12 protein-coding genes are annotated in these 12231 nt (G+C 64.0%); 3 read left to right on the top strand and 9 right to left on the bottom strand.

The annotated features are described in order from the left end of the window. Nucleotides 1–16: 16 nt before the first annotated feature. The 9 genes from soxA to JQ611_RS16120 form a co-directional block, all read right to left on the bottom strand. On the bottom strand, nucleotides 17–790 hold the full coding sequence (gene soxA / locus JQ611_RS16160) for a sulfur oxidation c-type cytochrome SoxA (protein WP_212265086.1): 774 nt from the start codon (nucleotides 788–790) through the stop codon (nucleotides 17–19). Continuing rightward, nucleotides 787–1107 carry a thiosulfate oxidation carrier complex protein SoxZ gene (soxZ, locus tag JQ611_RS16155; protein WP_212465973.1) on the bottom strand — a complete coding sequence of 107 codons (321 nt, stop codon included), beginning with the start codon at nucleotides 1105–1107 and terminating at the stop codon, nucleotides 787–789. Before soxZ ends, soxA begins: the two co-directional genes overlap by 4 nt. After that, entirely contained in the window at nucleotides 1107–1583 is a 477-nt protein-coding gene (locus tag JQ611_RS16150) for a SoxY-related AACIE arm protein (RefSeq protein WP_192734858.1), read from the bottom strand. Before JQ611_RS16150 ends, soxZ begins: the two co-directional genes overlap by 1 nt. Nucleotides 1584–1592: 9 nt before the next feature. Beyond that, nucleotides 1593–2030 carry a sulfur oxidation c-type cytochrome SoxX gene (gene soxX, locus JQ611_RS16145; RefSeq protein WP_212265084.1) on the bottom strand — a complete coding sequence of 146 codons (438 nt, stop codon included), beginning with the start codon at nucleotides 2028–2030 and terminating at the stop codon, nucleotides 1593–1595. Nucleotides 2031–2037: 7 nt separating this feature from the next. Next, the gene (locus JQ611_RS16140) at nucleotides 2038–3312 is read right to left on the bottom strand and encodes an FCSD flavin-binding domain-containing protein (RefSeq protein WP_409411278.1); all 1275 of its coding nucleotides are present in this window, start codon (nucleotides 3310–3312) and stop codon (nucleotides 2038–2040) included. Nucleotides 3313–3328: 16 nt separating this feature from the next. Further along, a complete protein-coding gene (locus JQ611_RS16135) occupies nucleotides 3329–3625 on the bottom strand; it encodes a cytochrome C (protein ID WP_212265082.1) in 297 nt (98 codons plus the stop codon). Nucleotides 3626–3684: 59 nt separating this feature from the next. After that, nucleotides 3685–5880, bottom strand: coding sequence for a molybdopterin cofactor-binding domain-containing protein (locus tag JQ611_RS16130; RefSeq protein WP_212265081.1), 2196 nt, complete (start codon nucleotides 5878–5880; stop codon nucleotides 3685–3687). Nucleotides 5881–5890: 10 nt separating this feature from the next. Then, on the bottom strand, nucleotides 5891–6343 hold the full coding sequence (locus JQ611_RS16125; RefSeq protein WP_192734853.1) for a (2Fe-2S)-binding protein: 453 nt from the start codon (nucleotides 6341–6343) through the stop codon (nucleotides 5891–5893). Between the two features lie 207 nt (nucleotides 6344–6550). Then, nucleotides 6551–7945: an MFS transporter gene (locus JQ611_RS16120; RefSeq protein WP_212265080.1), complete on the bottom strand. Its 1395-nt coding sequence runs from the start codon at nucleotides 7943–7945 to the stop codon at nucleotides 6551–6553. Between the two features lie 264 nt (nucleotides 7946–8209). On the opposite strand from JQ611_RS16120, the gene JQ611_RS16115 reads away from it, so the two are divergent. Genes JQ611_RS16115 through JQ611_RS16105 form a run of 3 tightly spaced genes read left to right on the top strand, consistent with a single transcriptional unit; the run spans nucleotide 8210 to nucleotide 12130 of the window. Beyond that, nucleotides 8210–9946 (top strand): iron ABC transporter permease, encoded by a 1737-nt coding sequence (locus JQ611_RS16115; protein WP_192734851.1) that lies wholly within the window; start codon nucleotides 8210–8212, stop codon nucleotides 9944–9946. A 20-nt stretch (nucleotides 9947–9966) separates the two neighbouring features. Beyond that, complete coding sequence (locus JQ611_RS16110) at nucleotides 9967–10998, top strand: ABC transporter substrate-binding protein (RefSeq protein WP_249133212.1); 1032 nt, start codon at nucleotides 9967–9969, stop codon at nucleotides 10996–10998. Between the two features lie 28 nt (nucleotides 10999–11026). Further along, nucleotides 11027–12130: an ABC transporter ATP-binding protein gene (locus tag JQ611_RS16105; RefSeq protein ID WP_212265079.1), complete on the top strand. Its 1104-nt coding sequence runs from the start codon at nucleotides 11027–11029 to the stop codon at nucleotides 12128–12130. Nucleotides 12131–12231: the final 101 nt, after the last annotated feature.

Here is a 12231-nt window from a genome sequence, read left to right as displayed (position 1 = left end):
CCTTTGGGGCCCATGACTAGGGTCGAATGGCCGGGGCTTCCAGCGGCATGCCCTTGGCCCGCGACATCAGATACAGCTCCAGCTCGACCAGTTCAGGCGCGCCGTAATCATAGGCCTGCGCGCGGATGCCCGTCATGCAGGCGCGCAGCCGGCGCTGCAGCGATCCCAGTGATTGCCACTCCAGCCGATAAAGCGGGTAACCCGTCGGGTGTCCTTGCGTGATCGCCGATCCGGCCAGGCGCTTATCCCAATTCTCATCGTGGCAATTGGTGCAGCCGAGATTGATCTGGCCCTGCCGCTGCATGAACAGCTCACGGCCCTTGGCGACGAACGGCGCTAGCTGCGGATCGCTACCGGTCTCGATCGCAGCCCCGCGCGATTGCTGCGCCACAAAGGCGGTCAGCGCCAGCAATTCGCGGCTCTCGTAAGGAAGCGGCGTCGCCTGCTGATGAGTGGCGCGGCACAGATTGATGCGCTGTTCGAGATCGACGGGCCGGCCGAGCGCCTTGTCGAAGGCGGGATAATGCGCCGCGACGCCCCTCATGCTCGCGCGCGCGTCCTGATGGCAATCGGCGCAGGCCTTGTTTGCAACGCCCGTCTTGCCCGCCCACAATTTCTCGCCGTCGAGCACCCACAGCATGCCGGGATTTGTCGTGTCGTCGTCCTGCATCGCCCTGGTGGCCGGCGCCATGAAGCTGGCGCCGGAGCGGCGTTCTGCTTGCGGAATTTCAGCGCCGGCGGCATCCACCGCGAGCAGAGCAGACAGAACGATGAGGCCGGCCAATCTCATTCGACGGTGATCGAGGCCGACGCGGTTTCGGAAAAGCCGTTATCGCCGATCCATTCGAACTCGAACTTGCCGCTCGCTGTCGCGGTGGTGAAGAAGGTGATGAACGGGTTGGCGGCGATCGCAGCAAACAGATCGGCGCGAAAAATCTCGGTGCCGTTATAGCGGCATGCAAAACTCGTGATGATGTCGCGCGGCACCACCTCGCCGGTGGCGGTATGCCGATAGCCGGTTTCCATGATGTGCGACATCAGCGTCTTGATCACGATGATATCGCCGCGTTTGGCTTTGGCGGGAACGTTGATCAGTGCGGAGGCCATCAGATCACCTCATCAGTGCAGGCCGCCAGCGTCACCACGACGTCGACGCTGGCCGACCAGAACGAGCCGTCGGACAACCGCGCGATGGCGACGATCTTCTGGCTGTCGGCGAGGCGAATCCGCGTGGACACCTGCGCGCGGCCGGAATGCGGACCGAGATGGAAGTTGCCGATATTGGGCTGCGGGTTCTTCTCGTTGAAGATGTGGATGCTGCGGACGTGATCCTCCGGCGCCATCGGGCTCGCGACGTTGACGGTCAGCGGCACGGTGTTGCCGTTCTCGACCAGCGGCGGCACGTCGAGCTTGACCTTGCCGGTGCGCACTTGCGCGCCATTGGTGACACTGCGGATCGCGGATGCGAGTTCGGCGGGCGTCGCTTCGCTCGGCCGCACCGTCACGATCGGAACGGCGCCGAGCACGGCCGCGCCGCCGGCGAGGCCGAGGAACTGGCGGCGTGTGGAATCCTTGTGTTGCATCGTCACTTCCTATTCGCGCAGCGTCACCAGATAAGCCACGATATCTTCGATCTGTTCCGCCGACAGGATCGGCTTGCCGCGCCACACCGGACCAACACGATGCAGGCCGTCCACGCGATAATAGGACGGCATGATCGTCGCTTCATTGAGGCGGCTCGCGTCCACCAGCCGCAGCCGCAACTGCCCTTCCGACCAGCGGCTGCCGGAGCCGGCGAGGTTGGGGGCCAGATCGCCCTGAAATTTCTCTTCCGGAAACGGTCCGTTGTGGCAGAGGATGCAGGTGCTTTGGCGGTTGAGGAGGGTCGTCCGCCCGCGCGCGGGATCGCCGGGCGCACCGGTCAGCGACATCGCAATGGCGTCGCCTGTCACGGCGTAGCGGCGCAGCTCTTGCGCGGCAGCGAGGCCGGGCAAAGCGAGCAGTGCGCCCGCAAGGATCGGACCCGACATGCGCAGTTTAGCCAAAGACTTCCGCCGTGATGGTCGCGAACCAGGAATTCGCATAGTCGGCCTCGCGCGCGCGGAAGTCGCGCGGCACATCCGCCGGGCTGACGCCGCCGGCGCCTTCGACGTCGGCGAACAGCCCGTTCTTCGGCTGGTAGACGCCGGCGACCGAGAAGCCGTAGCCGGGGGCTGCCAGGCTGTAGCAGGTGTTGATCAGCTTCGGTGCCTCGGGCGTCCGGCCCGCGATCAGCGTGGCGACCGCGCTCGCGCAAGCCTTGGCCTGGGAATTCGCGGAGAACGCGGATTTCGGCATCGAGCCGGCAATACAGGCATCGCCGATGACGTGGATGTTCGGCGCCGATTTGGATTCGAAAGTGACGGGATCGATCGCGCACCAGCCGGTATTGTCGGTCGCGCCAGCGATGGTGGCGATGCGTCCGGCGCGTTGCGGCGGAATGACGTTCGCCACCTGCGCGGTGTGGTTGCCGAAATCGGTAATCAGCGTGTTGGTCGCCGGGTCGACGGAGTTCACCTTGCCGCCCTGTGACAGCGACACCCATTCGATCATTCCCGGATAAAGCTCCTTCCAGGCGTTCTGGAACAGGCGCTGCTTGGAGAAGGTGTCCTTGGCGTCGAGGATGATCAGCTTCGAGCGCGGCTTCTTGGTCTTCAGGTAATGCGCAATCAGACAGGCGCGTTCGTAAGGTCCCGGCGGGCAGCGGAACGGATTGGCCGGCGCGGCGATCACGACAAGGCCGCCGTCGTCCATGGCTTCGAGTTGCTTGCGCAGCAGCAGCGTCTGCTCGCCGGCTTTCCAGGCATGCGGCATCTTTGCGGCGGCAGCTTCGTCGTAACCGGGCAGCGCTTCGAAACGCAGATCGACGCCGGGAGACAGCACCAGCCGGTCGTAGGCGAGCGACGTGCCGTCGGCGAGCCCGACCGTCCGTGCCTTTGCATCGATCGCCGTTGCCGCCTGCGCCACCACGGTGACGCCGCCGACGGCGATCTTGTCATAGCCGAATTGCTGTTCCTCGAGCGAACGTAGTCCGGCGATCACGTTGTTGCTGAACGGGCAGGCGGTGAAGGTTCGGTTCGGCTCGACCAGCGTGACCTGCAGCTTCGGCTCGATCTGTTTCAATGCGCGGGCGCAGCTCGCGCCGCCGAAGCCGCCGCCGATCACGATGACGCGCGCCGCGGCTTGTGCGAATGCGGGCAGCGGAAACGCCAGCGCCGTTACTGCGGCAGCACCGGCACCAACGAATTCCCGGCGGCTCATGCGATGGTTGATGCCCATGGCGGCCCCCTTACTTCTGTGCCGCGAGCCACGCCGCAATCGCGCGCAGCTCGTCGTCGGAGAAGCCTTTGGCGATGCGGTTCATCACCGTGCCGGGAAGCGAACCGTCGCGAAATCCCGTCATCGCGGTCATGATATCGCCGGCGTCACGGCCGTACAGCCGCGAAACCGGCGAGGCCGGCACAGTTCCAGCGGCATGGCAGCCGGAACAGGCCGCCGCACCAGGCGGAGGGATGGACGCCGCCAGCAGCGGCGAACTCCATGCCACAGCGGTTGCAATTCCAATGGCAACGCAAAACGCTTTCATCGGTTGACATCCGAAAAGGTGGGTGGGGCGGCGACCGGTGAAGGCCGCCGCCCGCGTTGTCAGGCGAAGCTGATATCCTGATCTTTCAGTGGCACCGAGCGGATGCGTTTTCCCGTAGCCGCGAAATACGCATTGAGCACGGCGGGCGCCGCGACGCAGATCGTCGGTTCGCCGACGCCGCCCCAGAAGCCGCCGCTCGGCACGATGACCGACTCCACCTTCGGCATCTCCGCGATCCGCATCGAATTGTAGGTGTCGAAGTTGGACTGCTCGATGCGGCCGTCCTTGACGGTGCAATTGCCGTAGAACAAAGCCGACAGGCCATAGACGAACGAGCCTGCAATCTGGCGCTCGATCTGCGCCGGATTGACGACGTGGCCAGGATCAGTGGAAGCGACGATACGGTGCACCTTGATCTTGTTGCCGTCGGTCACTGAGATTTCGGCGGCACCGGCGACGTAGCTGCCGTAGCCCATGTGCTGGCAGATGCCGCGGTACACGCCCTTTGGCGGCGGCTTGTCCCAGCCGACTTTTTCGGCCACCGCATTGAGCACCGCGAGGTGTTTGGGATGCTTCGCCATCAACTTGCGCCGGAACGCGACCGGGTCTTCGCCGACCGAATGTGCCAGCTCGTCTATGAAGCACTCAAGATAGATCGCGTTCTGATTGACGTTGACGCCGCGCCAGAAGCCCGGCGGGACGTGGGGGTTGCGCATCGAATGTTCGACCAGCAGGTTCGGAAAACTATATCCGATCGCCCAATCGCCGGTGGGCGCGAGGCCCTGGAATGCGGCCGTGTCCATGCCGTTGACCAGAGCCGCCGGGCGCACGGTGAAGAGGATGGATTGGCCGGAGATCCGGACATGCAGCGCCGTCAGATTGTTGTCCTTGTCGAAGGCGCCGGTCAGCTTGCACTGGGTGACCGGATGATAGGTGCCGTGCTGCATGTCGTCTTCGCGTGACCACAACAGCTTGATCGGCGTGCCCGGCATCTGCTTGGCGATAGAGACGGCCTGTCGGACATAGTCGGTCATGCCGCGACGGCCGAAGCCGCCGCCGAGGATCAGCTTGTGAACCTCGCATTTGTCGGCGGGCAGGCCGGAGGTTTCCATCACCGCGGCGAATGCCGCTTCGCCGTTCTGCGTTCCGGTCCAGACCTCGCACTTGTCGGGTGTGTAAAGCGCGGTGGCGTTGAGCGGCTCCATCGCGGCGTGGTTCTGGTAGGGATAGTTGTACACCGCCTCGATCTTTTTGGCGGCGCCGGCGATGGCGGCTTTGGCATCGCCGTTCTGGTTGCCGATAAAAGCGGGCTGCGAATTGTCGAGGCCCTCGGCCAGCCACTTGGCGATCGATTCGCTCGACACCTTGGCGTTCTCGCCTTCATCCCAGACGATCGGCAGCGCGTCGAGCGCGGTCTTGGCGTGCCACCAGGTGTCGGCGACGACGGCGACGGTCGAGTCGTTGACCCGCACCACCTTCTTGACGCCCTTCATGCCCATGACCTTGGCTTCGTCATAGCTCTTCAGCTTGCCGCCGAAGACCGGGCAATCCTTCAGCGCGGCGTTCAGCATCCCCGGCAGCTTGACGTCGATGCCATACATCATCTTGCCGGTGGTCTTGTCGGCGGTATCGAGCCGCAACACGCCCTTGCCGGCGATTTTCCAGTCCTTCGGATCCTTCAGCTTGACGTCGGCATCTGCGGGAGGCGACAGCTTGGCCGCGGCTTCCACGACCTTGCCGTAGGTCGTCTTCTTGCCGGTCGGTGTGTGCGTGATGGTGCTGTTGGCGGCGGTGCATTCCGAAACCGGCACCTTCCACTCATTGGCCGCGGCCTGGACCAGCATCATGCGCGCGGTGGCGCCGCCCTTGCGGACATAATCCTGCGAGGTGCGGATGCCGCGGCTGCCGCCGGTCGAGAAATCGCCCCAGGCCCGCTTGCGTGCGACACTTTGACCCGGTGTCGGATATTCCGTGGTGACCTTCGACCAGTCGCATTCGAGCTCTTCGGCGACGAGTTGGGCGAGGCCTGTGAGTGTGCCCTGTCCCATCTCCGAGCGGGCGATGCGGATCACGACGGTGTCGTCGGGGCGGATCACCACCCAGACGTTGACCTCAGGCGATCCGTCGGCGGCGCGAACCACGGTCGGTCCACCGAAGGGGATATCCATGCCGACCGAAAGCCCGGCGCCGGCGACGGCGGCGGTGCCAATGACGAAGGCGCGGCGGTTGAGCGTGGGCGTGATGTGCTTGTTCATGACATCCCCCTCAAGCGTTCGCGGCGGCGTGGATTGCCTCGCGCACCTGTTGGAAGGTGCCGCAGCGGCAAATATTGGTGATGGTTTCGTCGATGTCCTTGTCGGTCGGCTTCGGCTTGTCCTTGAGCAACGCCGCCACCGCCATGATCATGCCGGTTTGGCAATAGCCGCATTGCGGCACGTCGTTCTTGATCCAGGCCTGCTGCACCTTGTGCAGTGCGCCATCGCTGGCGGCCAGACCTTCGATCGTGGTGATCTGCTTGCCGACGGCTTCGCTGACCGAGATGCCGCAGGAGCGCATTGCGACGCCGTCAATATGGATCGTGCAGGCCCCGCATTGTGCAATGCCGCAGCCGTATTTGGTGCCGGTCAGTCCGACATTCTCCCGGATCGCCCATAGCAGCGGGGTGTCGTCCTCGACGTCCACATTGATTGATTTGCCGTTGATAGTGAGGTTTGCCATCGCGTTTCCCCTGTTAGCTCAATTCATCAATTGAACCCGGCGGGGACACTGGACCGCAATCTGGAATAGTTCAAATCAAGAAAATGCGTTTGCAGCGCGGAAGAAAATTGACGGACCGGGGTTTCGTGGGGGCAGGGGCGCCACATGGCCGTCATGTTCGCCGTGGTCGGCTAGGGATTGCCTGCCTGGTAGGCACATTCCCTCCAATCAATCTTGCTGCGCGCTCACCGCCAGGCGCAGGAAACTCATCACGCATCCGAGCGCGGCAAATCCGGCGCCGAGTGCCAAAGCAAGCGTCGCGCCATCGTGGCCGCCGAGCGCAAAGCACAGTGCGGCGAACGCCGCGCCGAGCGTTTGCCCGGTCAGCCGTGCGGTCGCGACGATGCTGCTGGCGCTGCCGCTTCGATGCGACGGCGCGCTCGACATCAGCGCGCGCAAATTGGGAGTTTGAAAAAAGCCGAAGCCGATCCCGCACACCACCATGCGCCAGACGATGTTGGCTACGCCGGGGTCCGCCGGCAGCGTCGCCAGCAACACCATTCCCGCGCATAGCAAGGCGAGGCCAATGCCGCCGAGAATGCCGACCGGATAGCGGTCGGACAGCCGGCCGCCGATCGGCGCCATGATCGCGACCACCAGCGGCCACGGCGTCATGAAGAAACCGGTCTCGACCTGGGTACGCATCAGCACGTCTTCGAAATAGAACGGCAGCGAGACGAAAGCGATGCCCTGAACCGCAAAGGTGCACACCGACGTCGCCGCCGATAGCGCAAACATCGGCCGCCGGAACAGATCGATCGGCAGCATCGGCGCCGGGTGATCCGCCTGCCGCCGCATCATGATCCAGCCGAGGACGATGGCGCCGACCAGTTCGGCCGTTACCAGCACCGGTGGTGCGCTGTGTGCGGCGCTGCCGATCCCGATGATGAACAGGCCGAGGCAGCCCGTAGTCAGCGCCGCGCTCGCAGAATCGAATGCGTGCGTCGCGCGTGGCGTCGGCGGCAGCGTCTTCAAGCCGATCCACACCGCGATCAGGCCGAACGGAATGTTGATCGCGAACAGCCACGGCCAGGGACCCAGCGCCAGAATGCCGGACGCGATCGTCGGTCCAAGCGTGAACGCGGTGCCGACCACCAGCGCGTTGTGACCAAAACCGCGGCCCAGCATATGGGTCGGGTAGACGTAGCGGACCAGCGCCGCATTCACCGCCATGATGCCGCTGGCGCCGAGCCCCTGCAGCGCCCGCGCTGCCACCAGACTGGGCAGCGACCAGGCAAGGGCGCAGCCGATCGAGGCAATTGTGAACAGCAACAGGCCGCCGATATAGATGCGCTGATGGCCGACGATTTCGCCGAGCGCGCCGAGCGGCAGCAGCGTCGCCACCAGCGCGATCTGATAGACATTGACGACCCAGACCACATCGGCCGGGCTGACATGGAGGTCGGCGGCGATGGCGGGCAGCGCGATGTTGGCAATCGCCGTATCGAGCGAGGCCAGCGCCAGCGCGGTAAAGATCGCCGCGACCGCCCAGCGCCGGAGTTCCGGCGGCAAGCCGTCGATACCGGGCGTGGCAGGCGGCTTGGCGGTCGCAACTTCTGACATCGAGATCGGGCTCTCCACGGCCGGCGCGGGTAACGCCCTTACAGGGGCGTGTACTACGGACGCGAGATGTTCCACAGGCACGCCGTTGCATGATGCGTATGCGAAGGCGGGCTTCCGCGGCATTTTGAGCCGCAGACTTTCTGCTACTTCCCGCCCGCCGCCTGATCGACTAGGCTCGCATTGCGGGCGCAAGATCCGAAAACGGACGGTCGCAGGCCAAGGGGAAGCGCTTTGGACGGACAGGCGAACCGGCGCAGCGAGGTCATGCGTAGCGCCAGTGAGGGGATGCGTCGGCGCGTGTGGGCTAACCTGTGGGTTGTGCTCCTGCTGGTTATTCTCGGCTTTCTCGTCATCTATCCGATCCTGATGCTGCTGCTGGGGGCGCTCACCGACACCAACCCGGTGGTCGAGGGCATCAGCCTCCGCCATCTTTCGATCGCGAATTTTCTCGTGGTGCTGGCGAATCCCAATGTCGGCGAGGCGCTGGTCAACACGTTGATCGCCTGCGGCGGCGGCACCGCGATCGCGGTCGTGATCGGGTTGCTGTTCTCCTGGATCGTGGTACGCACCAATACGCCGTTCAAGGGCTTTATCGCCGCCGCCAGCATCCTGCCATTGTTTGCGCCGCCGCTGGTCGCGGGCGTGGCATGGGCGATCCTCGGCTCGCCCAAGACCGGCCTGATCAACACCATGTTCAAATGGATCGGGCTCGACTGGCGCGTCGATTTCTATTCGCTGTGGGGCCTGGTGTTCGTGTTCGGCATCTATTACGCGCCCTACGTCTACATGTTCACTTCCTCGGCGCTGCGCAACATGGACCCGAGTCTGGAAGAGGCCGCCGAAATCTCCGGCGCCAGCGCGTTCGCGACATTGTTCTCGGTGACGTTCCCGCTGATCATGCCGGCGATCATCTCGGGCATGCTGCTGTCGTTCATCGTGATGCTCGGCATCTACGGCATTCCGGCGGTGCTGGGGTCGTCGACCAATCTGGCGCTATTGACGACTTATATCTTCAAGCTCACCAATTGGTCGCCGCCGCTCTACAACACGGCTGCCGCGGTTGCGATCATCCTGATGGTGGTGACCGGCGCGCTGGTGTTCCTGCAGAACAGGGTGCTCAGCGGCCGCAGCTACACGACGGTGGCCGGCAAGGCGTTCCGCCCGCGCAGCCTCGATCTCGGACGCTGGCGCTGGTTCACGTTCGCCATCGGTATCGTCTATCTCCTGATCGTGGTGGTGCTGCCACTGCTCGCGTTGATCGTGGCGGCGTTCCGCAAGTTCATGTTCATCCGCGACGTCGCCAGCCTGTTCGACATGCGCCAATACTCGATGGTGCATTTCAACAGTATCTTCGACAATCCGCTGACGCTGCGGTCGATCTACAATGCGGTCGAGGTCGGCGTGATCACGGCGGTTGTCGGCGGCGCGCTGGCGTTTGCGATCGGCTACACAATTCACCGCACGCAGGTCACTGGGCGGCGCTGGATCGACCTGATCTCGACCGTGCCGGTCGCAATTCCCGGCCTCGTGGTCGGTGTCGCTTATTTATGGGCCTGGATCGGGATTCCCGGCGGGCTCTACGGCACGATCTGGATCCTGGCGCTGGCGTTCATCGCGCGCTTCATGCCCGACACCGTCAAGGCGTTGTCGACCTCGTTCATGCAGATCCATCGCGAGCTGGAAGAAGCCGCCTGGGTCTGCGGCAAGGGGATGTTCGCCACGATCCGGACCATCGTGCTGCCGCTGGCGCGGCCGGGCGTGATCGCATCGATGACGCTGTTGTTCGTGCTGGCGATCCGCGAACTCGGCTCGTCGCTGTTTCTCTACACCAGCAACACCATGGTGATGTCGGTGCTGCTGCTCGACTATTACGAAGGCGGAAATCTCGGCAAGACCGCCGCATTCAGCCTGGTGCAGACGGTTCTGCTCGGCGTTCTCATCGGCGGCGCCAACTGGCTGTCACGAGAGGCGACGCAGAGCGGCGTCGCCCGCACCGGATAAAAACTTTAGGGAGGATTGCTATGAACAGACGGATCTTCACCAAAATGGCGCTGGCTGGCGTCGCCGGTCTCGGCATCCTGTGGAGCACACCATCGCAGGCGCAGGAGTTCGGTTCGCCCGAACTGATCGCGGCAGCGAAAAAGGAGGGGAAACTGGTGTTCTACACGGCGAATTTCGCCGAGGTCGAGCAGCAGGTGATCAAGGAGTTTCAGAAACGTTTTCCCGAGATCAAGGTCGAGATGGTGCGCGCGCCGGGCGGCCAGCTCATTACCCGCGTCAAGACCGAGGCCGCTGCTGGCAAGCTGATCGCCGACGTGGTCGATCATTCGGATCGCGCGCTGATGCAGCCTTTGGCCGATCTGTTCCAGGACTACGCGCCGCCGAATGCCGGGGATTACAATCCCGATTCCCTGATTTCCCCAAAACTGTGGCCGCGCGTGACCCTGGTCTGGTCGATCGCCTACAACACTGAACTCGTCAAGAATCCGCCGAAGTCGTGGATGGACCTGACCAAGCCGGAATACGCCAAGCAGACCGGGCAGGTGTTCGCCCGGTCCGGCGGCACCACCTGGACCCGCGTGATGTTCGAGCGCCAGGTGCTGGGCGAGGACTATTGGGCCAAGCAGGCGGCGACCCGTCCGATCCTTTATCCGTCGGGCGCGCCAATGTCGGACTCGCTGGTGCGCGGCGAAGTGGCGATGGGGCCGCTGCTCTACAATGCGATATATCCGAAGCAGAAGGACGGCGCGCCGATCAAGATTTTCTTCCCGCCCGAAGGCGCCCCGGTCAATCCCTACGCCACGGGAATTCCCAAGACTGCCGCCAATCCCAATGCCGCAAAGCTGTTCCTGAACTGGTGCCTGTCGAAGGAGGGGCAAACCTTCATGATCAAGGAGCTCGGCAATTTGACCTCGCTCAAGGTGGCGCCGGTCTACCCCGAGGGTTTCGATCCCAAGGTGGTCAAGGTCTGGTTCCCCAAGTTCGACGAATACGTCAAGCTGCACGAGCCATGGGTAGCGGAATGGGACAAGACCTACGGTCACCGGCAGTGAGCGATCTACGCATGACGCAGGCTTCTTCATGACGGCGACTCTCGAGGTAACCGACCTGCGCAAGCAGTTTGCGGTCGGCCGCCCGGCAATCGACGGTGTCAGCTTCGCCGTGCCGGCCGGCGAGATCGTGGTGCTGCTCGGTCCGTCGGGTTGCGGCAAGACCACGACGTTGCGATGCGTTGCGGGGCTGGAACATCCAACCGACGGCGAAATCAGTATCGCCGGCCGGATCGTGTCGGCGCCCGCCAACGGCATTCTTGTGCCGCCGCGCCTGCGCGAACTCGGCATGGTGTTTCAGTCCTATGCGGTGTGGCCGCATATGACGGTGCGGCAGAACGTGGTCTATCCGCTCAAGCATCGCAAGATCTCGCGCAGCGATGCCCGCCGCAAGGTCGATGAAGCCCTCGAGCTGGTTGGCCTGTCGGAATATGCCGAGCGCCCGGTGGTGGCGCTGTCCGGCGGCCAGATGCAGCGCGTCGCCTTGGCGCGCAGCATCGTCTACCGGCCGCAATTGCTGCTGCTCGACGAGCCGTTGTCGAATCTCGACGCCAAGCTGCGGCTACGCTTGCGCGACGATCTGCGCGTCATCCTCAAGCAGACCGGCATGACCGCGCTGTACGTGACCCATGACCAGGCCGAAGCCGTGGTGCTCGGCGATCGCATCGGCGTGATGCGCGACGGCAAATTGCTGCAGATGGATACGCCTGACGCGATCTATAACCGGCCGGCGGATCTGTTCGTCGCCAATTTCACCGGCGCCACCAACGAACTTCCGGGCACGCTGGTGTCGCGCAACGGCGAATTTGGCACGGTCGATTTCGGCGACGGACGCCGCGGCGAGGTGGCCTTGCTGCATTCGCTGGATCCGGATCAGAAGGTACGCATCGCGCTGCGGCCGGAGAACATCACGATCGGCCAGCACAACGGCGCCAATACTTTCCCCGCCCGCGTGCTCGATCGCCGCTACCAGGGCACGCAAACCGCCTACGGCATCGAATTGTTCGGCCGCCGGCTGGAGGTGGTCGAACTCGGCACCGCCGCACGGCATCAGGTCGGCACCGAGACGCCGGTGTCGCTGCCGCGCGAAAGCTGCTGGGCCTATCGAGATACCGGGCCGGTGTCGTATGAGTAACGGGCTGATAAAGCCGGTTAGCCAGTGTGCTACCCGCCGTCATTGCGAGCGAAGCGAAGCAATCCATAGTGCGGCATGCTGAGAGGTGGATTGCTTCGCTT

Source organism: Bradyrhizobium sp. AUGA SZCCT0182, assembly GCF_018130185.1.
GTDB lineage: Bacteria > Pseudomonadota > Alphaproteobacteria > Rhizobiales > Xanthobacteraceae > Bradyrhizobium.
Note: the sequence above shows the minus strand (reverse complement) of the source record. Positions and strands in the feature narration are given on the sequence as shown.